Raw genomic sequence first — 25,871 nt, forward strand, 5'->3', positions numbered from 1 at the left:
ATTGTTTTGATGTTTAAAGGGCGAGTTTGCGGATTAAATCGGCGAGTGCCTGCGCGCGGTGGCTTTCGCGGTTTTTGACCTCCGAATCCAATTCGGCGGCGGTTTTGCCGTGTTCGGGCAGATAAAAATACGGGTCGTAACCGAAACCGTTTTGCCCGAGCGGCGTGTCGTGCCATTGTCCGTGCCATATGCCCTCGGCGATAATCGGGCGCGGGTCGTCTTTATGACGGACAAAAACCAATACGCAGACATAAGAACAACTTTTGTCGGCCTTGCCGGCAAGTTCGGCGGCAAGTTTCAGGTTGTTGGCGGTATCGGATTTGGGATTGCTGCCGGCGTAACGTGCGGAATGGATGCCCGGCGCGCCGTTTAGGGCGGCGGCACAGATGCCGCTGTCGTCGGCGAGTGCGGGCAGCCCGCTGTGTCCGGCGGCGTGCCGGGCTTTTGCCAGCGCGTTTTCGACAAAGGTGGGATAGGGTTCGGGGCATTCGGGTATGCCGAATGGGGATTGCGGCAATACGGTGATGCCGTAAGGTTTGAATAAGTTGCCGAATTCTTTGAGCTTGCCGGCATTGCCGCTTGCCAAAACGATTTTTTCCGGTTTTTCAGACATAGCGGTTTCCCTGTGATGAAGATGGGGCGGCGCGTAGGGATTTGTGCCGCAGGTAGAGGGCGAGTGCGCCGATTTGCCCGAACAGCGCGCCGAATGCGAAAAGGAAGGACGCGACGGCGAAGGCTTTGCTGCCGGCGGTCAGCAGATAAGCACCCAAGAGGACGGGCAGCATAAATGCCAGTGTGAACAAGGCAACAGACAACAGATAGATTTTTCGGCGGTTCATGGCGTTCGGTCGGAAACGGGATGTTCGGATTATAGCCGATTAGGACGGCATTCCCTAGAGGCTGGAAAAATGCCGTCTGAAGCGGCGTTCAGACGGCATGGCGGGCATTATGCCTGTTTGTTCCAACGTTCGATGGATTCTTTGATGACTTTTTTCGCTTCTTCCGCACCGCCCCAGGATTCGACTTTGGTCGTACCCGCTTTTTTCAGGTCTTTGTAGTGGTTGAAGTGGAACTCGATTTGTTTGATGAGCTGTTGCGGCAAATCGGACAAAGTTTTGTAGGCGTTGCCGTTATTGCGGTCGTCGGCAGGTACGCAGACGATTTTGTCGTCCACTTCGCCGTCGTCGACGAATTTCATCACGCCGATAACGCGCGCTTCCAAGAATACGCCGGTTGCCAGAGGTTGTTCGGTAACGAGCAACACGTCCAATTCATCGCCGTCTTCGTCCAAAGTTTGGGGGATGAAGCCGTAGTTGGTCGGTTTGGCGAAGATGGCGGGTTCGATGCGGTCGAGTTGGAATGCGGCGAGTTTGCGGTTCCACTCGATTTTGTGGTTGCTGCCGGCGGGGATTTCGTTGACGACGTTGATGATGCCGCCGTCCACGTCGCCCGGGGTCAGGATTTGGTTGAAGTCTGCCATTTGGTTTCCTTTATTTGGGAAGGTTTGAAGTTTGAAAGTATAGCACAAACGTCCGGCTGGAAATGCGTCCGATGCCGTCTGAAAGGGAAACCGGGCGCGTGTTACCGTTTGCCCAAAAACCTGCCCAGTTCCAAAATCGCGCGCCTGTTGGACGGGGAAAACACTTTTTCCGCCGCTTCTTCCAAGCCGAACCAGCCGTAGGAGACGTGTTCCTCGGGTTGCAGGACGACGGGCGTATCGCGCGGGATTTCGGCCCGGAAGACGTGTTCGCGGTTTTCAAACACGCCTTTGGGGTAGCGGTGCCGCCAGTGGTGGTAGATTTCGTAAACCGTGCTGTCGTGCCGGTCTTGGAGCTGCCCGTCCTCCAGCAGGATGCCGGTTTCTTCCCAAACTTCGCGCCTTGCCGTTTGGGCGACGGTTTCGCCCGGTTCGAGGCTGCCGGTTACCGACTGCCAAAATCCTTTCGGATGCGTGCGTTCGATGAGCAGGATGCCGCCGTCCCCGCTATAAAGGACGACCAGTGCGGAAACGGGGTATTTGAGCGGTTTTGCCATCGGCATCTTTCGGCGGGCTGCGGTAATGAAGGGGCGGATTATAGCAAACGCCGCACGTTATGGCGTTTATCCTTTTCCGTATCCTTTTTTCTGCACGGATGGGACGCGCCGGTGTTTGCCGGTAAATTTTCCTTTGTGTCAAAAAGATAAGGGCGGTTGTGATTTTAATGCTTGCCAAAGTGACGGGCGGAAACTATAATCCGCGACTTACCGAGTCGGAGTGTGGCGCAGTCTGGTAGCGCACTTGCATGGGGTGCAAGGGGTCGAAGGTTCGAATCCTTTCACTCCGACCAAAAATTCCGAAAGCCGCTTTCAAAAGCGGCTTTTTTGCCGTCCGTATGATTATGATGTAGAGTACGCGGCGACAGACATTCAAATGCCGTCCGAAAACCGTTCAGACGGCATCTCTTTATCTTAATAGTGGATTAACAAAAATCAGGACAAGGCGACGAAGCCGCAGACAGTACAAATAGTACGGCAAGGCGAGGCAACGCCGTACTGGTTTAAATTTAATCCACTATAGTTTCATTCCGTACCATCTTAAGGAACATCAAATTGGGCATTTCCCGCAAAATATCCCTTATTCTGTCCATACTGGCAGTGTGCCTGCCGATGCATGCACACGCCTCAGATTTGGCAAACGATCCCTTTATCCGGCAGGTTCTCGACCGTCAGCATTTCGAACCCGACGGGAAATACCACCTATTCGGCAGCAGGGGGGAGCTTGCCGAGCGCAGCGGCCATATCGGATTGGGAAACATACAAAGCCATCAGTTGGGCAACCTGATGATTCAACAGGCGGCCATTAAAGGAAATATCGGCTACATTGTCCGCTTTTCCGATCACGGGCACGAAGTCCATTCCCCCTTCGACAACCATGCCTCACATTCCGATTCTGACGAAGCCGGTAGTCCCGTTGACGGATTCAGCCTTTACCGCATCCATTGGGACGGATACGAACACCATCCCGCCGACGGCTATGACGGGCCACAGGGCGGCGGCTATCCCGCTCCCAAAGGCGCGAGGGATATATACAGCTACGACATAAAAGGCGTTGCCCAAAATATCCGCCTCAACCTGACCGACAACCGCAGCACCGGACAACGGCTTGCCGACCGTTTCCACAATGCCGGCGCTATGCTGACGCAAGGAGTAGGCGACGGATTCAAACGCGCCACCCGATACAGCCCCGAGCTGGACAGATCGGGCAATGCCGCCGAAGCTTTCAACGGCACTGCAGATATCGTCAAAAACATCATCGGCGCGGCAGGAGAAATTGTCGGCGCAGGCGATGCCGTGCAGGGTATAAGCGAAGGCTCAAACATTGCTGTCATGCACGGCTTGGGTCTGCTTTCCACCGAAAACAAGATGGCGCGCATCAACGATTTGGCAGATATGGCGCAACTCAAAGACTATGCCGCAGCAGCCATCCGCGATTGGGCAGTCCAAAATCCCAATGCCGCACAAGGCATAGAAGCCGTCAGCAATATCTTTACGGCAGTCATCCCCGTCAAAGGGATTGGAGCTGTTCGGGGAAAATACGGCTTGGGCGGCATCACGGCACATCCTGTCAAGCGGTCGCAGATGGGCGCGATCGCATTGCCGAAAGGGAAATCCGCCGTCAGCGACAATTTTGCCGATGCGGCATACGCCAAATACCCGTCCCCTTACCATTCCCGAAATATCCGTTCAAACTTGGAGCAGCGTTACGGCAAAGAAAACATCACCTCCTCAACCGTGCCGCCGTCAAACGGAAAGAATGTCAAACTGGCAGACCAACGCCACCCGAAGACAGGCGTACCGTTTGACGGTAAAGGGTTTCCGAATTTTGAGAAGCACGTGAAATATGATACGAAGCTCGATATTCAAGAATTATCGGGGGCGGTATACCTAAGGCTAAGCCTGTGTTTGATGCGAAACCGAGATGGGAGGTTGATAGGAAGCTTAATAAATTGACAACTCGTGAGCAGGTGGAGAAAAATGTTCAGGAAACGAGAAGAAGGAGTCAGAGTAGTCAGTTTAAAGCCCATGCGCAACGAGAATGGGAAAATAAAACAGGGTTAGATTTTAATCATTTTATAGGTGGTGATATCAATAAGAAAGGCACAGTAACAGGAGGGCATAGTCTAACCCGTGGTGATGTACGGGTGATACAACAAACCTCGGCACCTGATAAACATGGGGTTTATCAAGCGACAGTGGAAATTAAAAAGCCTGATGGAAGTTGGGAGGTGAAAACGAAAAAAGGTGGGAAAGTGATGACCAAGCACACCATGTTCCCAAAAGATTGGGATGAGGCTAGAATTAGGGCTGAAGTTACTTCGGCTTGGGAAAGTAGAATAATGCTTAAGGATAATAAATGGCAGGGTACAAGTAAATCGGGTATTAAAATAGAAGGATTTACCGAACCTAATAGAACAGCATATCCCATTTATGAATAGTAATATTTATGAAAAATTAGGAGATTAATGATGAAAAGAATTAAGTGCTTTTGTGATAAATTTCCATCAGGAGATACATTTAGAATGTGTATCATTCTGGATGACTATGATAATAGGGTTGATTATTATGTAGGAATATATGATTACATTACGTCTACCTTAATGAGCGATATTTACTATCGATCCACGATTGATGAGCATTTCAAGATTATAGAATTAATAGAAAATAATCCAAATGAAATTTATGATGATGGCGGTGGTCAACAATTTTGCCTAGAATTTCATCATGATAAGGTCATTTTTTATCACAATGAATTTGATGAAGAAGATGGTTATCCAGTATTAAGCTGTTCGCTGCATACTTTTAAAACTGCTTTAATTGCTTGGAATGCTTTTTTGCAATTGCCTAAAAGTATTCATTCGGTGGTGGAGACTGTGATTGAGGAATAAGCATAATTAGCTTAATGAATAGAATCAGCGATATAGATTGGACTGCAAATCCACGCTTATACGCTGTGCCATGATTAACAGGAAGAGAGCAACTTGGATGGGCTAGTAGGGATGGTAAGCATTTAAATATATCAATTGATGGAAAGATTACACACAAATGACTAATTTAAAATTAGATTTCTACTCTGAAGTTATTATAAAAGATTCTTGCCCTAATGATTTGTTAGAAAATGGTGAGACTATTAAAGGAAAAAAAGGAGTGGTATTAGGTATAAGCGAAGAAGATGGTATAATCTATGGCTATACTATTTTACTTTTTGATATAAAATATTGTATATATATAGATAAGAAATATATTATACCGACTGGAAAAAAATTCTCTCGCGATGATTTTTATTAGCTAATTTAAGTAATTTAAGCAAGTTTTTTAGATACTGAAACTGGTAATTATGTTTATGTAAGCATAAGGAGTTCAGATTGAAGGATTCTACAGGGCAAATGAGGCTGGCAACCAAGGATTTGGCGGAAGCCATTAAACGAGGAGAAGTACGTAGTTCTGCTTTTACAACAAAGCAACTAAAGGCAATCGAAAAAGGCAAAGACAAAATCCCTAGCTACACTTGGCATCATCATCAAGATACAGGGAGAATGCAGCTTGTGCCTGAATGGGAACATTCTAAAACCGGTCACATAGGAGGGACGGCAATGGGGAAGGGTAAATAATTATGTGGAAAATTTATAAAGAAAATAGCACCGACTTAAATTTTGCCATAGGCAGTATATATTGCCAAGCAATCAATCTTACCGAATTTAAAATGTGGGTCGAAAAAATCATAAGGGAAGTGGATTTAGATGAAATTCCAAATTATTTTTTTGATTTGATAGATTTTCAATCACTATACGATCTGATTGATATTATAGGATTTGTTCCCGAAAATAACTTATCAAAAAATCAGGATAATGCATTAACCGGTATTGCTTTTTTAAGGGGGATAGATGTCTACGATCCTCCCATTTCAAAAGAAAAAGCATTAAAAGCCTTAGAAAAACATCCTGAAATTTATCAGAAGTTTCAGCATTTCTTTCCGTTTGTAGAGCTGCCTCCGCTTTAAACAGTCAAAATGCCGTCTGAAACGATATTCGGCTTTCAGACGGCATTTTTGATATAAAGCGGATAACCAAAGAAATGTTTGACGGCAAAGGAACATCTGAAATACCAAATTACACTTGGCATCATCATCAAGATACAGGAAGGATGCAATTGATTCGTGAAGACTCGCATCATGATACCGACCATATCGGTTGGAGAGCGATGAGTAAAGGAAAGTAACTATGTGGAAAATCATAAAAGAGGATAGTGATGATTTAGGATTTGCAATTAAATGCTTATTCTCTCAATCTATTGATTTAAATGAATTCAAGTTATGGATTGAACAAGTAATACGCGATATGCCCATCGAGGACATCCCTTTTTATATTTTTGACTTGGCGGATTTCAATGGGGGAATTGGAGACATTGACAATATTGTAGGTTTTGTTTCGAGTTACAGCCTATCAAAATCGAAAAAAAATGCCTTGACAGGCATTGCCTTCTTAAGGGGGATAGATGTCTATAGACCCTCCCGTTTCAAAAGAAAAAGCATTAAAAGCCTTAGAGAAATATCCTGAAATTTATCATAAATTTAAACGGTTCTTTCCTTTTGTAGAGCTTCCGCTTCTTTAAAGGACAATATGCCGTCTGAAAAGTTTTCAGACGGCATTTTTATTTCTTCCAGTAGGCGGGGGTGAAGAGGATGAAGACGGTGAAGATTTCCAGCCTGCCCAAGAGCATTGCGGTAACGCAGATCCATTTCTGCATCACGTCCAAACCGGCGTAATTGCCGGCGGGCCCGACTTCGCCCAGTCCGGGGCCGGCGTTGGTAATGCAGGCGATGACGGCGGTAAAGGCGGTGGTAAATTCCATACCGCTCGCCATCAGCAGGAAGCTGAAGAGGACGACGGTCATAAAGTAGATGAAGATGAAGGACATAACGGTCAGCGCGAGGCGGTCGGGTATGGCTTTGCCGCTGATTTTGACGGTGCGGACGGCTTTGGGGTGCAGCAGCACCATCATTTCGCGCAGGCTGAATTTGAACAGGACGAGGGCGCGTATGGTTTTGATGCCGCCGCCGGTCGAGCCGGAGCTGGCGAGGATGTTGGCGAGGAAAAACATCCACAGGGAAATCAGGAGCGGCCATTGTGCGAAGTCGGTGTTGGACAGCCCGTTTGCCAATCCGATGGAGACGAAGTTGAAGGCGGTGTAGCGCAGGGATTCGCCGAAGCCGGCGTAATGGCCGGTGTGCCACAGGTACAGGGCGGCGGCAAGGATGCTGCCGGAGAGCAGCAGCAGCATCGTCCGGCATTCTTCGTCTTTCCAATAGGTTTTGAGGCTGCGGCTGTTGAGGGCGGCGAAATGGCTGGCAAAATTGATGCCGCCGAAAATAGTGAAAACGATGATGACTGCTTCGATGAGGGGGGAGTTGTAATAACCGATGCTGGCATCGTGGGTGGAAAACCCGCCCAGCGAGAGGGTTGCCAGCGCGTGACAGACGGCATCGAACCAACCCATCCCGGCAAAATGCAGGCAGGCTGCCGCGAGGATGGTGATCAGGGTGTAGCCGAACCAGAGTTTTTTCGCCACTTGGGAAATGCGCGGCGACATTTTGCTTTCTTTGTCAATGCCGGGGATTTCGGCTTTGAATAACTGCGTGCCGCCTACGCCGAGCATAGGCAGGATGGCGACGGCAAGGACGATGATGCCCATCCCGCCCAGCCAGTTGAGCATATGCCGCCAAAAGTTGACGGAGGGGGCGAGCCCGTCGACGTGGGGGATGACGGTCGCGCCGGTGGTGGTCAGTCCCGACATCGATTCAAAAAATGCGTCGGTAAAGCCCATATTCGGGAAATACAGGTACATCGGCATCGCAGCCATAGCGGCAAACGCCAGCCACAACATCAGGACGAGGGTGAAGCCGTCGCGCGGGCGCAGTTCGCGCCTGAACCGGAGGGTGGCGAGCCGGACGATGCACGAGCCGGAAAGGGTAACGGTCGCGGTGGTGGCGAATGCGGTGTACGCGCCGTCCGAAAAGGCGTAGGAAAGGGCGGCGGGTATCAGCAGGATAAAGGAAAACAGCATACCCAGTCGGGAGAGGACGTGGGCGATGGGCAGGATTTTGTGCATAGTGGGGCGGTCCGTTATTTTGCGAAGCTTTTCCAGTCTATGCCGCCGGCGGCTTGGACTTGGGTAATTTCTTCCGTTTCGAGGTTGACGGCGGTCAGCTGCCCGCCCCACAGCGCGCCGGTGTCCAGCGAGATGACGTTGTCGGCATTCGTGTAGCCCAGCGAGGACCAGTGTCCGAAGATGATGGTGTGGTCGAGGTTTTGCCGATCGGGGGCTTTGAACCACGGGCGCAGGTAAGGCGGCATTTTTTTCACTGTGGATTTGTAGTCGAAATCCAGTTCGTTTTTAAAGGTCAGGGCGCGCATCCGCGTGAAGGCGTTGACGATGAAGCGCAGGCGGGCATAGCCTTCCAAACCTTCGTCCCATGCGGCCGGTTTGTTGCCGTACATTTTGGAGAAGAATTTGACGTATTTTTTGCCGCGCAGTTCGGCTTCGGCTTCTCCGGCGAGCGATTCGGCTTTGGCTATGCGCCATTGCGGCAGGATGCCGGCGTGTATCATCACGCGGCCGCCCTCGCGTATCAAAAGCGGTTGCGCGCGCAGCCAGTCGAGCATTTTTCCGCCGTCGGGGTGTTTGAGTATGGGTTCGATTGTGTCGCTGCGTTTGAGCGCGCCTTCGCCGCAGCCGACGGCGAGCAGGTACAGGTCGTGGTTGCCGAGGACGATTTGCACGCTGTTTTCGTGCCGGATGCAGAATTGCAGCGTTTCGAGGGATTTCGGGCCGCGGTTGACGATGTCGCCCGTCAGCCAGAGGGTGTCCGTGCCGTGGTTGAAGCCGATTTTGCCGAGCAGCGCGGTCAGTTCGTCGAAACAGCCTTGGATGTCGCCGATTGCGTAATGTGCCATTGCGGGTGTTGTGAAGTGGGAAAGTGTTGCGGTTCGGACGGCACGGTTGGAAATCTTATGCCGTCCGAACGTGGAATTATGCGTTCAAAACGAGGACGGCTTCCGCTTCGACCTGCACGCCTTTGGGCAGCGAGGCAACGCCGACGGCGGCGCGGGCGGGGAACGGCTCGGTGATAAATTCCGCCATCACTTCGTTGAAGACGGCAAAATTGCCCAAGTCGGTCAGGTAGGCGTTGAGTTTGACGATGTCGTCCAGCGAACCGCCTGCCGCTTCGGCGACGGCCTGCAGGTTTTGGAACACTTGGCGCGCTTCGGTGTGGAAATCGCCGTTGCCGACCACAGTCATCGTGGCGGGATCGAGCGGAATCTGACCGCTCATGTAAACGGTGCCGCCGGCGCGCACGGCCTGGCTGTATGCGCCGATGGCGGCGGGGGCTTTGTCGGTATGGATGACGGTTTTGGACATTTCGGATTCCTCAAAAAATAGGGCGGCAGAAGCCGCAGCGTTCGGGATTATCGTACAAAACCGCCGGCTTGTGTAGTTTTAGGCGGTATATGTGCCGGAAACAAAAAACCGCCGAAGGCTCGGCGGTTTGCGGAATAACGCGTATATCAGAATTTGACGCGCACGCCGGCGGACAGTTCGCCGGAACGGACGTTTTTGACATTGTTGACTTTGCCGATGTAGTTGTAGCGGTAGCCGGCATCCAGATCGACATTGGGTGTAACGGCATAGCTTACGCCCGCCAATACGCCGAGGCCGGCGGAGGTTTTGCTGAAGCTGTCGCTGCCGCCCAAGTGGGCGGAAGCGCGGTTGAGGCTCAAGCGCGCGCCGAAATACGGTTTGACGGGCGATTGGGTGTCGAAGTCGTAAATGACGGACGCGCCGATGCTGTAAAGTTTGAAATCGGTGGATGGGGCTTGTTTATAGTTTTTGTAGCGCGTGTAATCGACGGCGAAGCGGAGGTCGTTGATGCGGTAGCCTGCGGAGATGCGCGGGCTGAAGCCTTTGGCAGAACCTAAAGAGCTTGAGGCTTTGGCGTGTGCGGCATCGGCTTGGACGTAAAAGCCGGATGCGCCTTCCGCCAGTGCGGCGGCCGGGAGTGCGAGGGCAATCAGTGCGGCAAGTGCTTTTTTCATATTTTGGTTCCTTTATGGTCAGGGAGAAAAATTGTTAATAATCCGTTAAAGAATCCTGCCGTATTATACTGAAATTTTCTTTTTGCATCGTAATATTTTCAATGCCTCAAGATACGCGGCGGCATCCGGCTGCTTTGCCGACGGCAAAGCCGTTAACCCGCGCGTTGCCCTTAAACGGCGGCATCACGCGGCGGATGGGTGAAACTTGCAAACGGTTTGGAAAAAACCGCAAAGGCGGGGCGGCGGCATTTGTCAGATTGTTGCAGGCGCAGGCGTACGGTTTTTTGTGTGCGGCGTTACCTTAGGCGTCGGACATTTCCGGCGGCGGCTGTGCCGTCTGAAACGCCCGGCGGGGGATGCGGCTGCGTTTCCCATCGATAGGCATATTTGCCGGCCGCGTTCGGGGCGGGTTTTACCCGGGCGGCCGCCGATTTGTTTGCGCTTATAAAAAACACTGCAACAAATCGTTTAAAAACAAGCGTCCTTTTTCGGTCGGGCGGAATACGGTCGGGTCGGTTTCCAGCAGGCCTTTTTGCCTTGCCGTTTCGATTTGCACCATGATTTTGGCGGCGGGTACGCCCGTGCGCTCCTGCAACATCGCGGCGGGTACGCCGTCGGTCAGGCGCAGGGCGTTCATCATGAATTCGAACGGCAAATCTTCGGCGGCGACGGTTTTGCGTTCGACGGCTTCGCCCGGCTGACTTTGCATTAAGGCGAGGTAGTCGTTGGGGTGGCGGCGGCGGACGGTGCGCTCGATGCGGTCGGGATAGGAGATTTTGCCGTGCGCGCCCGCGCCTATGCCCAAATAATCGCCGAACTGCCAGTAGTTCAAATTGTGGCGGCACTGCATGGTGGGTTTCGCAAAAGCCGATGTTTCGTAGTGGATAAAACCCGCGCCTTCCAGTGTGCCGTGTACCGCGTCTTCGATGTCGAGCGCCGCTTCGTCTTGCGGCAAACCTTTCGGCGGCGTATGACCGAACGGCGTGTTCGGCTCCATCGTCAGATGATATGCGCTGATGTGGGTTGCGTCTGTGGCGATGGCGGTTTGCACGTCGTCCAATGCCGTCTGAACGGTTTGGTTCGGCAGGGAGTACATCAAGTCGATATTGACTTTATCAAATAATTTTAAGGCGGTATCGATAGCGGTTAAGGCTTCTTTGCCATTGTGGACGCGCCCCAGCCTTGAGAGCATATCGTCGTTGAAACTCTGTACGCCGATAGAAAGCCGCGTGATGCCTGCGTCTTTAAATCCTTGAAACTTCTCGATTTCAAATGTACCCGGATTGGCTTCCAACGTAATTTCCGCTTCGGGCTGCAAGCGCAACAGCGAACGCACGCCGCTTAACAAACGGTCAATCGATTCCGCCTGAAACAGGCTGGGCGTACCGCCGCCGAAAAATATCGTTTCCACCGGCCTGCCCCAAATATTGGGCAATTCAAGCTGCAAGTCGGTCAGCAGCGCGTCGATATAGGCGGCTTCGGGCAATCCGTTTTTCAGGCTGTGGGAATTGAAGTCGCAATACGGGCATTTTTTGATGCACCACGGGATGTGGATATAGAGCGACAGGGGCGGCAGGGCGGTGAGTCGGGTGCGGTTTGGAAAGGAAATGGTGTGCATGGTGCGGTTCGGAAAAGTGGACGATGCCGTCTGAAGGCGGTTCGGACGGCATGGGTTCAGCAGAGCAGGGTAAGCAGTTCGGCTTCGCTGAGGACGGAAACGCCCAAGGCATTGGCTTTTTCCAGCTTGCTGCCCGCGGCTTCTCCGGCGACGACGTAGTCGGTTTTTTTGGACACGCTGCCGGACACTTTGCCGCCTGCGGCTTCGATTAGGGCTTGGGCTTGGTCGCGTTTGAAGGTGGGCAGGGTGCCGGTTAACACAAAGGTTTTGCCTGCCACGGCTTTATTGATGCCGTCTGAACCTTGCGCCGCCTCGTCTTCAGACGGCATTTGCGCGAAGAAGGTTTTTAGGTTTTCGAGCAGGGCGGTGTTTTGCGCTTTGCTGCGCCACGCCTGCCAGTCGGCAGGGAGGGCTTTGTCGTTTTGCAGTCCTTCTATACTTTGTCCGGCGAGTTCCCATAAGGCTTGGGCTTTGTTTTCGCTGATTTTGAAACCGGGCAGGCGGGTAATCCAGCGTTGCGGCCCGGCATATTGTGCGGCAGGCAGGCTGACGGCTTGGGCTTGCGGGGCAACGCCTGCGGCGAGCAGCTCGTCTATCATCGCCTGCTGTTCGGCTTGGGCGAAGAAGTGGGCAATGGAACGCGCCACTACCGTGCCGATGTCGGGCAGGCAGGCGAGGACGGGTTCGGGGGCGCGGCGGACGCGTTCCAATGTGCCGAATGCCTGCGCCAGCGTTTTGGCGGTGCGTTCGCCGACGTGGCGGATGCCGAGCGCGAACAGGAAGCGGGCAAGTTCGGGCGTTTTGCCGGATTCTATGCCTGCGAGGATGTTTTGCGCCCACTTGGTCGGTTGTTTTTTGCCGTTTTGGGTATTGTATTTAGACAGGTCGCCTGAAACCGTTTCTGCGTCGCCGTTTTCGTTTTCAGATGACCCTTTATCCGCCGTTTCCTTCATTTTTTGCAGGGTCGGAATATCGATGCGGTAGAGGTCGGCGAAATGGCGGACGAGGTCTTGGGCGACCAGCTGTTCGATTTGTTTTTCACCCAAGCCGTCGATGTCCATCGCTTTGCGCGAGGCGAAGTGGATTAAGCCTTGCGCGCGTTGTGCCTGACAAAGCATACCGCCGCTGCATCGGGCGACGGCTTCGCCTTCTTCGCGTTCGATTTCGCTGCGGCAGATGGGGCAGCGGGCCGGCAGGCGGTAGGGCTTATGGAGCGGAACGGATTCGGTTTGCTTGGCGGACGGTGTTTCGGCAAACAGGTCGTCCTGCTGATGCCCGATGCCGTCTGAAACGGCAACGGCGGTTTCCTGCATCGGGCGGCGTTCGAAAATCACGCGCACGACTTCGGGAATCACGTCTCCGGCGCGGCGCACGACGACGGTATCGCCGACGCGCACGTCTTTGCGCGATACTTCGTCCTGATTGTGCAGGGTGGCGTTGGTAACGGTTACGCCGCCGACGAATACGGGTTGCAGGCGGGCAACCGGCGTTACCGCGCCCGTCCTGCCGATTTGCACGTCAATCGCTTCGACAATGGTCAGGGCTTCTTCGGCAGGGAATTTGTGGGCAACCGCCCAACGCGGCGCGCGGGAGATGAAGCCGAGTTCGCGCTGTTGCGCCAAGCTGTTGACTTTGACCACCATGCCGTCGATTTCGTAGGGCAGTTCGGGGCGTTTTTGCTGCATGTGTTCGTAAAACGCCAATACTTCGCCGATATTTTTGAAACAGCCGAAATTGCCATTGGGCAGACTGAAGCCGAGTTCTTGGAAATAGGCGAGTTCTTGGATGTGTTCTTCAGCTTCGAAACCGCCTTGCTGACGGGCAATCGAATAGGGGAAAAAGTGCAGTTTGCGTTGCGCGGTGATGCGCGAATCGAGTTGGCGCAGGCTGCCGGCGGCGGCGTTGCGCGGATTGGCAAAGGGTTTTTGCCCGTTTTCGGCTTGGCGTTTATTGAGCCCGGCAAAGTCGGCTTTGAGCATCAGCACTTCGCCGCGTACCTCGATGAGTTCGGGCACGTTTTCGCCGTGCAGCCGCAGGGGGATGTTGGATACGGTTTTGACGTTTCGGGTAACGTCTTCGCCCGTCGTGCCGTCGCCGCGCGTTGCCGCCTGCACCAATACGCCGTCGCGGTAGAGCAGGCTGATGGCGAGGCCGTCGAATTTGGGTTCGATAACGTATTCGGGATTGCCGCCGTCCAAGCCGTCGCGCACGCGTTGGTCGAAGGCGTACATTTCGGCATGGTCGAACACGCCGTTTTCATCTTGCGGGGAAAAGGCGTTGGTCAGCGACAGCATCGGCACTTCGTGGCGCACTTCGGCAAAGCCTGCCAAAGGCTCGCCGCCGACGCGCTGGGTCGGGCTGTCGGGCAGCTTGAGCTCGGGATGGTTTCGTTCCAACGCTTCGAGTTCGCGGAACAGGCGGTCGTATTCGGCATCGGGTATGCTGGGCGCGTCGAGGGTGTAGTATTCGTAGGCGTAGCGGTTGAGGAGGTCGGTGAGTTCGTGTATGCGTTGTGCGGTCGGGTTCATGGATTCGTACAGGTTCAGACGGCATGGACAAATGCCGTCTGAACGGTAAAACGTGTTGGAAATGGTCGGATTTTACCTGAAAACAAAAGGCGGATGCACCGTTGCCGATGTATCCGCCTTTGTGTTTGCGGAGTTATGAAAACAGGCGCAGGGCGGTTTTGCCGCCCGGTTCGATACCGACTTTGAGCATCTCGGACTGACGCGCCAATACATAAGTGCGTACGTCTTTGAGCCATTGGGTCGAAACTTCTTCCATTTTGTCGTTGACCAGATTCAGGTTCAACTGACCGGACAGGCGTACCGCCAAATCCATAAACAAATCGTCGAAGGTTTTTTCGCCTGCCGGAGAGTGCGGGATGTCGAGCAGCATACTGAAGCCTTTGTAGGACTGGTTGTCCAAAAGGGCATTGGTAAACGGCTCGTTGTTGAGCGAGCAGATGGAGAACATGGTCGAGCCCGACGTGTCGGTATAGTGGAACGCGCCGTCGTCTTCCAAAACGAAACCCACGCCCGTTACGGCGGAACGCAGTTCTACGCCGCTGATGCTGGTCGGCGAAACCAAATGGATGGCGATGGTCTGGTCGACGCGCGCGCAGAATGCGTCCAGTGCGGAAGCCACTTCGATAAAGGCGGCAAGGTCGGTGTGCAGCGTCTGACCGCCCATGCTTTGTGCGAATGCGTCCGCCTGGCGGTTGAATGCGGAGAGTTCTTCCTGCGAGGCAAGTCCGTTGCGGCTGACTGCCTGGATACCCACGATAAATGCCTGATAGCGGATGCCCGGGATGGGTTCGGCAATCTGGAAATGGTCGTCCATGGTGCAGCCGACAATCTGGTAGCGGCAGCGGTTGGAAAGGCGCGGCAGTGCGTGCAGTTCTTTGGCTTCGGTCAGCGCGATATAGGAGATGAAGTCGAAGCGCACGTCAAACCAGGGCAGCTCGACCTTCGACAGCTCTTTGAGCGTAATCAGCGGTTTTGCCGGCGTTTGCGGAACGGGAACGGGTTTTGCCGGCGCGTCGGCAGGTTTCGGTGCGGAATGTCCGGTTTGGGGTTCGGAAACGGTGTGGGCGGAGTTGCCGATAATGCCGATTTCTTCCAAGGCGGTTTCGATTTCGGTTTTGAACGGGGAGGCTTTTGCCTGTTTCTGCTTGGCGATGTAGACGGCATCCTGTTCTTGCAGGTTGCGCATGGCGGAGTCTTGGGGTTTGGCCGGTTTTTTGACCGCCGGTTGGGGTTTCGGCATCATGACTGGCCCGCCGGACGGTTTGCCGTCGCGGACATGGCTGGTTTTGCTGTTGAGCAGGGCATCTTTGTCGGAGTGTCCGAACTGGTCGCGCACTTTTTTGCGGTATTGGTTTTCCTGATACATATTGTAGGCGACAACGGCGAGGACGGCGGCGAGGAACAGTACGATGTAAATCATGGCAATCACTTTAAATTTCGGGATGCAGGATGCGCAAAGTGCGGGTACTGCGGTTAAATCGGGCTTGCGTTTCCGGCAGTCTGACGGAACGGCCGGTTATAACGTTTGAATTATAACGAAAATTGCAGGGTCTGACAGCAGTGTGTCGAAATAAGCGGAAATTTTCCGAAATGCCGTCTGAAATCTGTGGTTTTCAGACGGCATTTCTGTCCACGGGAAACCCTTTTTCCCGTATCCGCCGCCAGTCGAAAAAATGGCCGGGGTCGGTTTTGCGGCCGGGTGCGATGTCTTGGTGTCCCGTTACCGCCGTGATGGGGTAGCGGCGGCAGAGGGCTGCCAACAGTGTTTCGAGCGAACGGTATTGCGCTTCGGCAAACGGTTCGAAATCGCAGCCTTCCAGTTCGATGCCGATGGAAAACGCGTTGCACTTCTCCCGCCCCCGAAACGAGGATGCGCCGGCGTGGTACGCCATGTCGCCGCATGATACGAACTGCACCGTTTCGCCGTCGCGTGCAATCAGGAAATGGCTGGACACGTGCAAAGTGTGTATCAGGCTGAAGAACGGATGTCCGTCGGGGTCGAGCCGGTTGGCAAACAGCTTTTCCACCGCATCCGTGCCGTATTCGAACGGCGGCAGCGAAATGTTGTGCAGCACGATCAGGGAAACCGTTTCTCCCGTTTCCCTCGGGCTGAAATTGGGCGACGGGGTATGGCGTATGCTTTGAAGCCAGCCGTTTTGCCAGTGTGCTCCGGCGTGATTGTCCATGATGTTCTTCCTGTCCGGCGGGCAATTTGGGTTATACTGTCGCCCGAATTTTAAGACGTATTCCGAATGCTGGGAATCCTACCATGTTGAAAAAAATGTTGAAATGGACTGCCGTTTTTTTGACCGTATCGGCAGCCGTTTTCGCCGCGCTGCTTTTTGTCCCTAAAGACAACGGCAGGGCATACCGAATCAAGATTGCCAAAAATCAGGGTATTTCGTCGGTCGGCAGGAAACTTGCCGAAGACCGCATCGTGTTCAGCAGGCATGTTTTGACGGCGGCGGCCTACGTTTTGGGTGTGCACAACAGGCTGCATACGGGGACGTACAGATTGCCTTCGGAAGTGTCTGCTTGGGATATCTTGCAGAAAATGCGCGGCGGCAGGCCGGATTCCGTTACCGTGCAGATTATCGAAGGTTCGCGTTTTTCGCATATGAGGAAAGTCATCGACGCAACGCCCGACATCGGACACGACACCAAAGGCTGGAGCAATGAAAAACTGATGGCGGAAGTTGCGCCCGATGCCTTCAGCGGCAATCCTGAAGGGCAGTTTTTTCCCGACAGCTACGAAATCGATGCGGGCGGCAGCGATTTGCAGATTTACCAAACCGCCTACAAGGCGATGCAACGCCGCCTGAACGAGGCATGGGCAGGCAGGCAGGACGGGCTGCCTTATAAAAACCCTTATGAAATGCTGATTATGGCGAGCCTGATCGAAAAGGAAACGGGGCATGAGGCCGACCGCGACCATGTCGCTTCCGTCTTCGTCAACCGCCTGAAAATCGGTATGCGCCTGCAAACCGACCCGTCCGTGATTTACGGCATGGGTGCGGCATACAAGGGCAAAATCCGTAAAGCCGACCTGCGCCGCGACACGCCGTACAACACCTATACGCGCGGCGGCCTGCCGCCAACCCCGATTGCGCTGCCCGGCAAGGCGGCACTCGATGCCGCCGCCCACCCGTCCGGCGAAAAATACCTGTATTTCGTGTCCAAAATGGACGGCACGGGCTTGAGCCAGTTCAGCCATGATTTGACCGAACACAACGCCGCCGTCCGCAAATATATTTTGAAAAAATAAACCATGCCGTCTGAAAAGTTTGTGTTTTCAGACGGCATACCCTTACCGGAACTGCAAGCATGAAACCGCAATTCATCACTTTGGACGGCATAGACGGTGTCGGAAAATCCACCAACCTTGCCGTCATCAAGGCATGGTTTGAACGGAGGGGGCTGCCCGTGCTGTTCACGCGCGAGCCGGGCGGAACGCCGGTCGGTGAGGCCTTGCGCGAAATCCTGCTCAACCCTGAAACCAAAGCCGGTTTGCGTGCGGAAACACTGATGATGTTCGCCGCGCGTATGCAGCACATCGAGGAAGTCATCCTGCCCGCGCTTTCAGACGGCATCCATGTCGTGTCCGACCGTTTTACCGATGCGACCTTCGCCTATCAGGGCGGCGGGCGGGGGATGCCGTCTGAAGACATTGAAATTTTGGAACATTGGGTGCAGGGCGGTTTGCGCCCCGATTTGACCCTGCTGTTGGATGTGCCGCTGGAAGTATCGATGGCGCGTATCGGACAGGCGCGCGAGAAAGACCGGTTCGAGCAGGAGCAGGCGGATTTCTTTATGCGTGTGCGCGGCGTTTATCTCGACCGAGCCGCCGCCTGTCCCGAACGGTACGCCGTTATCGACAGTAACCGCAGCTTGGATGAAGTCAGAAACAGCATAGAAAAAGTGTTGGACGGACATTTCGGCTGTTGATGCGGCAAATATTGAAACAAGCGCATCCGCCCGCGCCGAAAACCAAACGGCAGTGCCGCAGGTGAAAATGGCGGTATGCGCCAAACTTTCGGCATGATAGAATTACGCTCGGTTACAAGGCAGGATGCGTCGGCAATATTAACGAACCGCCCGTAACATGATGACCCGAAAGCGTTTCGGACAGTTCGATTCAAATCTTTTTCTCGCAACAGGATTGACACATGGAAAACTCATTGAAAGAAGCCGCCCTCAAGTTCCACGAATTACCCGTTCCGGGCAAAATTTCCGTTACCCCGACCAAATCTCTGGCGACCGACAAAGATTTGGCGTTGGCGTACTCTCCGGGCGTAGCCGCCCCCTGTATGGAAATCCATGCCGATCCGCAAAATGCCTACAAATACACCGCCAAAGGCAACTTGGTCGCCGTCATTTCCAACGGTACGGCCGTTTTGGGCTTGGGCGACATCGGCGCGCTGGCGGGCAAACCCGTGATGGAAGGCAAAGGCGTATTGTTCAAAAAATTCGCCGGTGTGGACGTGTTCGACATCGAAATCGACGAAAAAGACCCGCAAAAACTGGTGGACATCATCGCCGCTTTGGAGCCGACCTTCGGCGGCATCAACCTCGAAGACATCAAAGCACCCGAGTGTTTCTACATCGAACGCGAATTACGCAAACGCTGCAAAATCCCCGTATTTCATGATGACCAGCACGGCACGGCCATCATTACCGCCGCCGCCGTATTGAACGCCCTGCGTTATACCGGCCGTAAAATCGAAGAAGCGACTTTGGTGTGCTCCGGCGCAGGTGCCGCCGCGATTGCCTGCCTGAACCAACTGCTGGATTTGGGCTTGAAACGTGAAAACGTAACCGTTTGCGACTCCAAAGGCGTGATTTACCAAACCCGCGAAGACAAAGACCGCATGGACGAATCCAAAAAATTCTACGCCGTTGAAGACAACGGCCGGCGCGTACTTGCCGATGCGGTTAAAGGCAAAGACATCTTCTTGGGCCTCTCCGGCGCAAACCTGCTGACGCCTGAAATGTTGAACACGATGAACGAAAAACCCATCGTGTTCGCCATGGCCAACCCGAATCCGGAAATCCTGCCGCCGCTGGCGAAAGAAACCCGTCCGGACGTGGTTATCGGTACCGGCCGCTCCGACTTCCCGAACCAAGTGAACAACGTATTGTGCTTCCCGTTCATCTTCCGGGGCGCGTTGGATGTCGGCGCAACCACCATCAACGAAGAAATGAAACGCGCCTGCGTGTATGCTTTGGCAGATTTGGCGATGGAAGAAGTAACCGAAGAAGTGGTTGCCGCTTACGGTAAGAAATTCGAATTCGGCGCGGAATACCTGATTCCTACTCCGTTCGATTCCCGCCTGCTGCCTCGCGTCGCTACGGCTGCCGCCAAAGCAGCGATGGAAAGCGGCGTGGCAACCCGTCCGATTGCAGATTTGGAAGCTTACGCTGCCAAGTTGGGCGAATGGAAGCTGTAAGCCGTTTGTGGTTAAAATGCCGTCTGAACTGTTTTCAGGCGGCATTTTGTTGTCAGATTGATAAATGAAAGATACTGGAAAATGAAAGAGATGAAACCTGTCCGTTATCATATTGGCGATATACCCGAAACTTCAAAACAAACCGCCCCCGGTCATGACGACAGGGCAGTGGGTGTTGACGATGATTGTTTTCATGATTCCTTTGGTCAATATCGTTATGTTTTTTGTTTGGGCGTTCGGCAGAGGCAACCCCAACCGTGCCAATTTCTGTAAAGCACTGTTCTTATTTACCTTGTTGGTTCGCTTATCGGTTTGATTTTCATATTGCTTATAGGTGGGTCTGCATCGGGTACGCATTATTAATGTGCCGGCTGATTCTGCTTCGAAGATTTGTATCGAATATGCCAAATTTTTTTAAATTTCATACCGTTATCGAACGGCATTGGCAAAAACCTTATCCGGTTTTGTCTTTTCTGCTCAAGCCGCTTTCCGGGCTGTTTGCCAAAATTGCGGCAAAATGGCGGGCGGATTTTTTATCGGGAAAACGGCAAAGCGAAAAGCTGTCCGTGCCTGTGGTCGTGGTCGGCAACATCCACGCGGGCGGGACGGGCAAAACGCCGATTGCCGCCGCGCTGGTGTCGGGCTTGCAGGAAAAAGGTGTCAAGGTCGGCATCATCAGCCGAGGCTACGGGCGCAAGAGCAAGGCGGTTTATGTATTGAATGCCGCGAGCCGTGCGGAAGATGCGGGCGACGAGCCTTTGCTGCTGTTCCGTAAAACAGGTGCGCCGACGGCAGTGGGCAGCAGCCGTGTGGAGGCAGGCAGGGCGTTGCTGGCAGCGCATCCGGAGCTTGAATTGATTGTGGCGGACGACGGTTTGCAGCATTACGCCCTGCAACGCGATGTGGAAATCGCGGTGTTTCCGGCGGCGGATACGGGGCGTACGGATTTGGACTTGCTGCCCAACGGCAATTTGCGCGAACCTTTGTCGAGATTGGAAAGCGTGGATGCGGTGGTGGTCGGCGGCAGGGCGGCGGATGGTTTTATGCCGTCTGAACATTTGTTCGGCAGCCGTATTGAGGCGGGTGCGGTTTACCGTTTGAACCGTCCGTCTGAAAAACTGGATATTTCGACATTGTCAGGGAAGCGCGTCGCAGCGGTTGCCGGTATCGCCAGGCCGCAGCGTTTCTTCGATACTCTGACACACATGGGCATCCGCCTTGACCAAACGGTTGCTCTGCCCGACCATGCCGATATTTTCAATCGGGATTTGCCGCCTGCCGATGTGGTGCTGGTAACTGAAAAAGATGCGGTCAAATTTTCAGACGGCATTTGCACCGATAATGTTTGGGTGCTGCCGGTTTGTGCGATAATCGAACCTGATTTGGCGGAGTTTGTGCTGGAGCGGTTGGAGGGTGTACCGAAGGCCGTCTGAAAGCGCGGTTTGGACGAAGTGATAACGGACTGGAATAAGAACGCCCTACGCCGTCATTCCCGCGCAGGCGGGAATCTAAGTCTCGAATTTTCAGGAATGCCTAGGAGACTTCAGAAATCCCAAATCTCCGGATTTCCACTTGGGCAGGAATGAGAAAGCCGGTTGTATTTTTTATCTGCATTAATCATTCGTTAAAGGAGTGGATATGAAGCTGAAAACCTTGTTATTGCCCTTCGCCGCACTGGCATTGTGTGCCAACGCATTTGCCGCCCCGCCCGGCGACGCGTCGTTGGCACGTTGGCTGGATACGCAGAATTTCGACCGGGATATAGAAAAAAATATGATTGAAGGCTTTAATGCCGGATTTAAACCGTATGCGGACAAAGCCCTTGCCGAAATGCCGGAAGCGAAAAAAGATCAGGCGGCAGAAGCCTTTAATCGTTATCGTGAGAATGTTTTGAAAGATTTGATTACGCCCGAAGTGAAACAGGCTGTCCGCAATACCTTATTGAAGAATGCCCGTGAAATATACACGCAAGAAGAAATTGACGGCATGATTGCCTTTTACGGTTCGCCTGTCGGTCAGTCCGTGGTTGCCAAAAATCCGCGCTTAATCAAGAAATCGATGAGTGAAATAGCGGTATCTTGGACTGCATTGTCAGGGAAAATCGCGCGACATCATCTGCCCGAGTTTACGGAAGAGTTACGGCGCATCATCTGCGGCGGTATAGTGGATTAAATTTAAATCAGGACAAGGCGGCGAAGCCGCAGACCGTACAAATAGTACGGCAAGGCGAGGCAACGCCGTACCGGTTTAAATTTAATCCACTATAAAAATCCCGATGCGGGCTGCAAGCAGGCCGGACAGCTTGGGAAAAGGTATCAGAAGTAAATAATAGCCGCCTGAAATATTGCGGAGGGCATCCGATTGATTAAACCATCAAACCCGAAAGCAACCTTATGGAAAAAAAATTCTTAGACATCCTCGTCTGCCCCGTTACCAAAGGCAGGCTGGAATATCATCAGGACAAACAGGAATTGTGGAGCCGTCAGGCGAAGCTTGCCTATCCGATTAAAGACGGCATTCCCTATATGCTGGAAAACGAAGCACGAGCGTTGAGCGAAGAGGAACTCAAAGCATGACCGAATTCGTCGTATTGATTCCGGCGCGGCTGGATTCGTCGCGCCTGCCCGGAAAAGCCTTGGCGGACATTCACGGCAAACCGATGGTCGTGCGCGTTGCCGAACAGGCGGCAAAAAGCAAAGCCGCGCGCGTCGTCGTCGCCACCGATCATCCCGACATTCAGACGGCCTGTCAGGCGCACGGTATCGAAGTCGTCATGACTTCAAACCGGCACGAAAGCGGCACGACGCGCCTTGCCGAAGCCGCCGCCGCGCTGAAGCTGCCGCCGCATTTGATTGTTGTGAACGTACAGGGCGACGAGCCGCTGATTGCCCCCGAACTCATCGACCGCACCGCCGAAGTACTCGTCGAAAACAACGTCCAAATGGCGACCGCCGGCCACGAATTGCACGATTTCGACGAATTGATGAATCCCAATGCCGTCAAAGTCGTCCTCGACAAAAACGGCAACGCCATCTACTTCAGCCGTGCCCCGATTCCCTATCCGCGCGATGCGATGCGTGCCGGAAAACGCGAAATGCCGTCTGAAACCGCCGTCCTACGCCATATCGGCATTTACGCCTACCGCGTCGGCTTCCTGCAACGCTATGCCGAAATGAGCGTCTCGCCGCTGGAAACCATCGAATCGCTGGAACAACTGCGCGTCCTGTGGCACGGCTACCCCATCGCCGTCGAAACCGCCAAAGAAGCCCCCGCCGCCGGTGTGGATACGCAGGAAGATTTGGACAGGGTTCGCGCTGTATTTCAGACCGTATAAAACAGGTTCAAAGGGAAAAGATATGCAGCAACATATTGAAAAGTGGCAACACTTGAGCCGTGAAGAACAGAAAATCCTTGCCGAAGTATGGGGTCTCGTGCAAAACGATGATCAGGAGGTTCACTATGAAATGCTCAAATTGAACGCACCTGATGAAGTCAGCGGTGAATTTTGGTTCAGAATGGCAGAAACACTCAGCACCCTGCCGCCCAATCGTTCCCTCGACCTTAGAATGAACGGCGGCAGGCTGTCGACCGCCGTATCCATCCTTTCCGTCATGATTGAAGACAATCCCGACATACCGCAGCTTTGGGCGTAAAAAATTACCGCCCTCAATTATTTGGTACACGGACACAAAGCCCGTGCCGACGGTTTGGTACAACAGCCCGACAAAGCGGCAGAAGCCAACGAGGAGGAATACCTGACCAAAGCCCTGTCGCAAAACCTGCTGTCAACATTGGATGCCGCACTTGCACGTTTTCCTGAAGACGCGTGGTTTCAGGAAATCAAACAGGATGCACAAAAGCATTTTGCTTGAGGACGTGGCGGTCAGGAATATTTCCATTCAGGAAGAAAAGAAGTGCCTAATTGGGTATAATCAGGGTAAATCTTATTTTATTTCAGAAGATTAATATTTGTTTTCCGTTTTTCCTTGACGGTATCGGAAAAGTTGATTATAGTTACAGCTTCCTTAGGAGTAATGGCTGAGAGGCTGAAGGCACTTCCCTGCTAAGGAAGCATGTGGGATCAACCTGCATCGAGGGTTCGAATCCCTCTTACTCCGCCAGATAAAAAAATAGACGCTGTGTTTTACAGCGTCTATTTTTTTATGCAATTTTATAGCGGGTTGGCGCAAACCCGGTATGGTATTGCCCTGTCTTGATTCTGAATTTTGTTAATCCGAGATGTTTGCCGTTTATTTTTGCCTCGTTCAAACGGCGGCTCTGATCTGCGCGGTTTCTGTTTGCCGTATTCGCCTACCCGTACCGCAAATGTTATACTGGGAAAAATTCACCGATTGTATTTTACGGCGTATTTGCCGATAGGATGGAAGAGACAAATGAGCAGAATCCGGCAGGCTTTTGCCGCTTTGGATGGCGGAAAGGCATTGATTCCCTATATTGCGGTGGGCGATCCCGATATTCGGACAACTTTGGCATTGATGCACGGCATGGTTGCAAGCGGTGCGGATATTTTGGAGTTGGGCGTGCCGTTTTCCGATCCGATGGCGGACGGGCCGGTTATTCAGCGTGCGGCGGAGCGGGCGTTGGCAAACGGGATTTCGCTGCGCGATGTCTTGGATGTCGTCAGAAAATTCCGTGAAACCGACACGCAAACGCCGGTTGTTTTGATGGGATATTTGAATCCCATACATAAGATGGGTTATCGGGAGTTTGCTCAGGAAGCCGCAAAGGCGGGGGTGGACGGCGTGTTGACGGTGGATTCCCCCATCGAAACCATCGATTCTTTATATCGCGAGCTGAAGGATAACGAGGTCGACTGTATTTTCCTGATTGCGCCGACGACGACGGAAGACCGTATTAAAACCATTGCCGAGCTGGCAGGCGGATTTGTCTATTATGTTTCGCTCAAGGGCGTAACGGGCGCGGCAAGTTTGGATACGGATGAGGTTTCGCGTAAAATAGAGTATTTGCGTCAGTATATCGATATTCCCATCGGTGTCGGTTTCGGCATCAGCAATGCGGAAAGCGCGCGCAAAATCGGCCGGGTTGCCGCCGCGATCATTGTCGGCAGCCGGATTGTGAAAGAGATTGAAAACAATGCGGGCAACGAGGCTGCCGCCGTCGGTGCTTTGGTCAAAGAGTTAAAGGATGCCGTGCGCTGATTCTGTCGCGCATTCTAAATGTTTTAGGAGTTGTCCATGAGCTGGTTAGATAAAATCCTGCCACCCAAAATCAAGAATCGTGGGAAAGACGGTTCTTCCAATGTTCCCGAGGGTTTGTGGCGCAAATGCCCGTCTTGTTCGGCAACCGTTTATTCGACCGAGTTGCAGCAGAACAATCAGGTCTGCCCGAAATGCAACCACCACAATCCGTTATCGGCGCGCCAGCGTTTGAACCTGCTTTTGGATGAGGAAGGCAGGGAGGAAGTTGCGGGTAATGTCAAACCGACCGATCCTTTGAAGTTTAAAGACAGCAAAAAATATCCGGACCGTTTGAGTGCGGCACGCAAGCTGACCGGGGAAGATGACGCGCTGGTGGTGATGAAGGGGATGATGAACGGTCTGCCCGTCGTCGTTGCCGCGTTTGAATTCCGCTTTATCGGCGGTTCGATGGGTTCGGTTGTGGGCGAGCGTTTCGTACAGGGTGTCCGCCGTGCGGTTGCCGATAATTGTCCGTTTGTCTGTGTGGCGGCTTCCGGCGGCGCGCGTATGCAGGAGGGTGTAAACTCGCTGATGCAGATGACGAAAACCAGTGCCGCGCTGCATTTGCTGACGGAAAAACGCCTGCCGTTTATATCGGTGTTGACCGATCCGACTATGGGCGGCGTATCTGCCAGCTTCGCATTTTTAGGCGATGTCGTGCTTGCCGAACCGAACGCGCTGATCGGTTTTGCCGGTCCGCGCGTGATTGAGCAGACGGTGCGCGAAACGCTGCCGGAAGGCTTCCAACGCGCCGAGTTTCTGCTGGAAAAAGGCGCGATCGACCAGATTGTCGACCGCCGCGATATGAAGCGGCGCATCAGTGATTTGATTACGCTGTTGTGCCGTCAGGACAAAGTTTCCGCCACCTGATGGCTGATGAATCGAATGCCGTCTGAAACCGATGTTTCAGACGGCATTTTTGTGTCTGG

At 53.2% G+C, this 25,871-nt stretch carries 25 protein-coding genes, 2 tRNA genes and 6 pseudogenes; 21 read left to right on the forward strand and 12 right to left on the reverse strand.

Annotated elements, in window-relative coordinates:
- Window positions 1–13: 13 nt before the first annotated feature.
- The 4 genes from rdgB to nudB form a co-directional block, all read right to left on the reverse strand.
- Window positions 14–613, reverse strand: a complete 600-nt coding sequence (gene rdgB / locus HT085_RS01465; protein ID WP_003690713.1) for an RdgB/HAM1 family non-canonical purine NTP pyrophosphatase — start codon at window positions 611–613, stop codon at window positions 14–16.
- Complete coding sequence (locus HT085_RS01470) at window positions 606–839, reverse strand: NGO_0222 family membrane protein (RefSeq protein WP_003687552.1); 234 nt, start codon at window positions 837–839, stop codon at window positions 606–608. Before HT085_RS01470 ends, rdgB begins: the two co-directional genes overlap by 8 nt.
- A 107-nt stretch (window positions 840–946) precedes the next feature.
- Complete coding sequence (locus tag HT085_RS01475; RefSeq protein ID WP_003687553.1) at window positions 947–1,480, reverse strand: inorganic diphosphatase; 534 nt, start codon at window positions 1,478–1,480, stop codon at window positions 947–949.
- Window positions 1,481–1,581: 101 nt separating this feature from the next.
- Entirely contained in the window at window positions 1,582–2,040 is a 459-nt protein-coding gene (nudB, locus tag HT085_RS01480) for a dihydroneopterin triphosphate diphosphatase (RefSeq protein ID WP_003687554.1), read from the reverse strand.
- Window positions 2,041–2,250: 210 nt separating this feature from the next.
- On the opposite strand from nudB, the gene HT085_RS01485 reads away from it, so the two are divergent.
- From HT085_RS01485 to HT085_RS01530, 9 genes and pseudogenes are all read left to right on the forward strand, one after another.
- Window positions 2,251–2,327: transfer RNA gene (locus HT085_RS01485), tRNA-Pro, on the forward strand.
- Between the two features lie 262 nt (window positions 2,328–2,589).
- Window positions 2,590–4,475 (forward strand): annotated as a pseudogene (gene mafB / locus HT085_RS01490) (polymorphic toxin MafB class 2).
- 30 nt (window positions 4,476–4,505) lie between these two features.
- On the forward strand, window positions 4,506–4,925 hold the full coding sequence (locus HT085_RS01500; protein WP_002232153.1) for a hypothetical protein: 420 nt from the start codon (window positions 4,506–4,508) through the stop codon (window positions 4,923–4,925).
- 77 nt (window positions 4,926–5,002) lie between these two features.
- Window positions 5,003–5,086: pseudogene (locus HT085_RS12235) on the forward strand (polymorphic toxin type 17 domain-containing protein); the annotation flags it as partial.
- Window positions 5,083–5,325, forward strand: a complete 243-nt coding sequence (gene imm31 / locus HT085_RS01510) for an Imm31 family immunity protein (RefSeq protein ID WP_002232149.1) — start codon at window positions 5,083–5,085, stop codon at window positions 5,323–5,325. The pseudogene HT085_RS12235 and the gene imm31, both read left to right, overlap by 4 nt.
- Window positions 5,326–5,402: 77 nt before the next feature.
- Window positions 5,403–5,648 carry an HNH endonuclease gene (locus HT085_RS01515; protein WP_002237787.1) on the forward strand — a complete coding sequence of 82 codons (246 nt, stop codon included), beginning with the start codon at window positions 5,403–5,405 and terminating at the stop codon, window positions 5,646–5,648.
- Between the two features lie 2 nt (window positions 5,649–5,650).
- Window positions 5,651–6,037, forward strand: a complete 387-nt coding sequence (locus HT085_RS01520; protein ID WP_002245502.1) for a hypothetical protein — start codon at window positions 5,651–5,653, stop codon at window positions 6,035–6,037.
- Between the two features lie 86 nt (window positions 6,038–6,123).
- Window positions 6,124–6,255: pseudogene (locus HT085_RS01525) on the forward strand (HNH endonuclease); the annotation flags it as partial.
- 2 nt (window positions 6,256–6,257) lie between these two features.
- A pseudogene (locus HT085_RS01530) lies at window positions 6,258–6,648 on the forward strand (hypothetical protein).
- A 39-nt stretch (window positions 6,649–6,687) separates the two neighbouring features.
- Here the strand turns inward: HT085_RS01530 and HT085_RS01535 are convergent.
- The 8 genes from HT085_RS01535 to ampD form a co-directional block, all read right to left on the reverse strand.
- Window positions 6,688–8,145, reverse strand: coding sequence for a TrkH family potassium uptake protein (locus HT085_RS01535; protein ID WP_003687562.1), 1,458 nt, complete (start codon window positions 8,143–8,145; stop codon window positions 6,688–6,690).
- Between the two features lie 14 nt (window positions 8,146–8,159).
- Window positions 8,160–8,990: a symmetrical bis(5'-nucleosyl)-tetraphosphatase gene (locus HT085_RS01540; RefSeq protein ID WP_003687564.1), complete on the reverse strand. Its 831-nt coding sequence runs from the start codon at window positions 8,988–8,990 to the stop codon at window positions 8,160–8,162.
- Between the two features lie 76 nt (window positions 8,991–9,066).
- Window positions 9,067–9,456: a RidA family protein gene (locus HT085_RS01545; protein ID WP_003687566.1), complete on the reverse strand. Its 390-nt coding sequence runs from the start codon at window positions 9,454–9,456 to the stop codon at window positions 9,067–9,069.
- 146 nt (window positions 9,457–9,602) lie between these two features.
- Window positions 9,603–10,130, reverse strand: a complete 528-nt coding sequence (gene nspA, locus HT085_RS01550; RefSeq protein ID WP_003690719.1) for an outer membrane beta-barrel protein NspA — start codon at window positions 10,128–10,130, stop codon at window positions 9,603–9,605.
- Window positions 10,131–10,572: 442 nt separating this feature from the next.
- Window positions 10,573–11,748, reverse strand: coding sequence for a radical SAM family heme chaperone HemW (gene hemW, locus HT085_RS01555; protein WP_003690720.1), 1,176 nt, complete (start codon window positions 11,746–11,748; stop codon window positions 10,573–10,575).
- Between the two features lie 56 nt (window positions 11,749–11,804).
- Window positions 11,805–14,276: an NAD-dependent DNA ligase LigA gene (gene ligA / locus HT085_RS01560; RefSeq protein ID WP_012503417.1), complete on the reverse strand. Its 2,472-nt coding sequence runs from the start codon at window positions 14,274–14,276 to the stop codon at window positions 11,805–11,807.
- Window positions 14,277–14,409: 133 nt separating this feature from the next.
- Complete coding sequence (locus tag HT085_RS01565) at window positions 14,410–15,696, reverse strand: cell division protein ZipA C-terminal FtsZ-binding domain-containing protein (protein WP_003687577.1); 1,287 nt, start codon at window positions 15,694–15,696, stop codon at window positions 14,410–14,412.
- A gap of 193 nt (window positions 15,697–15,889) precedes the next feature.
- The gene (ampD, locus tag HT085_RS01570; protein ID WP_003687579.1) at window positions 15,890–16,462 is read right to left on the reverse strand and encodes a 1,6-anhydro-N-acetylmuramyl-L-alanine amidase AmpD; all 573 of its coding nucleotides are present in this window, start codon (window positions 16,460–16,462) and stop codon (window positions 15,890–15,892) included.
- Between the two features lie 83 nt (window positions 16,463–16,545).
- Here ampD and mltG point away from each other — a divergent pair, with 83 nt between their 5' ends.
- The 12 genes and pseudogenes from mltG (at window position 16,546) to accD (ending at window position 25,812) form a co-directional block, all read left to right on the forward strand.
- Complete coding sequence (gene mltG, locus HT085_RS01575; RefSeq protein ID WP_003687581.1) at window positions 16,546–17,541, forward strand: endolytic transglycosylase MltG; 996 nt, start codon at window positions 16,546–16,548, stop codon at window positions 17,539–17,541.
- A gap of 59 nt (window positions 17,542–17,600) precedes the next feature.
- Window positions 17,601–18,221 (forward strand): dTMP kinase, encoded by a 621-nt coding sequence (gene tmk / locus HT085_RS01580; protein WP_003690722.1) that lies wholly within the window; start codon window positions 17,601–17,603, stop codon window positions 18,219–18,221.
- Window positions 18,222–18,442: 221 nt separating this feature from the next.
- The gene (locus HT085_RS01585) at window positions 18,443–19,723 is read left to right on the forward strand and encodes a malic enzyme-like NAD(P)-binding protein (RefSeq protein WP_003690724.1); all 1,281 of its coding nucleotides are present in this window, start codon (window positions 18,443–18,445) and stop codon (window positions 19,721–19,723) included.
- A gap of 401 nt (window positions 19,724–20,124) precedes the next feature.
- Window positions 20,125–21,156 (forward strand): tetraacyldisaccharide 4'-kinase, encoded by a 1,032-nt coding sequence (gene lpxK, locus HT085_RS01595; RefSeq protein ID WP_003687587.1) that lies wholly within the window; start codon window positions 20,125–20,127, stop codon window positions 21,154–21,156.
- 205 nt (window positions 21,157–21,361) lie between these two features.
- Window positions 21,362–21,895 (forward strand): DUF2059 domain-containing protein, encoded by a 534-nt coding sequence (locus HT085_RS01600; protein ID WP_010357100.1) that lies wholly within the window; start codon window positions 21,362–21,364, stop codon window positions 21,893–21,895.
- Window positions 21,880–21,987 (forward strand): annotated as a pseudogene (locus HT085_RS01605) (IS5/IS1182 family transposase); the annotation flags it as partial. The gene HT085_RS01600 and the pseudogene HT085_RS01605, both read left to right, overlap by 16 nt.
- Before the next feature lie 129 nt (window positions 21,988–22,116).
- Window positions 22,117–22,299 carry a Trm112 family protein gene (locus tag HT085_RS01610; RefSeq protein WP_002221286.1) on the forward strand — a complete coding sequence of 61 codons (183 nt, stop codon included), beginning with the start codon at window positions 22,117–22,119 and terminating at the stop codon, window positions 22,297–22,299.
- Window positions 22,296–23,057, forward strand: coding sequence for a 3-deoxy-manno-octulosonate cytidylyltransferase (gene kdsB, locus HT085_RS01615; protein WP_003690726.1), 762 nt, complete (start codon window positions 22,296–22,298; stop codon window positions 23,055–23,057). Before HT085_RS01610 ends, kdsB begins: the two co-directional genes overlap by 4 nt.
- A gap of 22 nt (window positions 23,058–23,079) precedes the next feature.
- Window positions 23,080–23,595: pseudogene (locus tag HT085_RS11650) on the forward strand (3-deoxy-manno-octulosonate cytidylyltransferase).
- Window positions 23,596–23,751: 156 nt separating this feature from the next.
- A tRNA-Ser gene (locus HT085_RS01630) sits at window positions 23,752–23,844 on the forward strand.
- Between the two features lie 273 nt (window positions 23,845–24,117).
- Window positions 24,118–24,903, forward strand: a complete 786-nt coding sequence (gene trpA, locus HT085_RS01635) for a tryptophan synthase subunit alpha (protein ID WP_003694852.1) — start codon at window positions 24,118–24,120, stop codon at window positions 24,901–24,903.
- Window positions 24,904–24,939: 36 nt separating this feature from the next.
- Complete coding sequence (gene accD / locus HT085_RS01640) at window positions 24,940–25,812, forward strand: acetyl-CoA carboxylase, carboxyltransferase subunit beta (protein ID WP_003687594.1); 873 nt, start codon at window positions 24,940–24,942, stop codon at window positions 25,810–25,812.
- The last annotated feature ends 59 nt before the right edge of the window (window positions 25,813–25,871 follow it).

This window comes from Neisseria gonorrhoeae, from assembly GCF_013030075.1.
GTDB classification, from domain to species: domain Bacteria; phylum Pseudomonadota; class Gammaproteobacteria; order Burkholderiales; family Neisseriaceae; genus Neisseria; species Neisseria gonorrhoeae.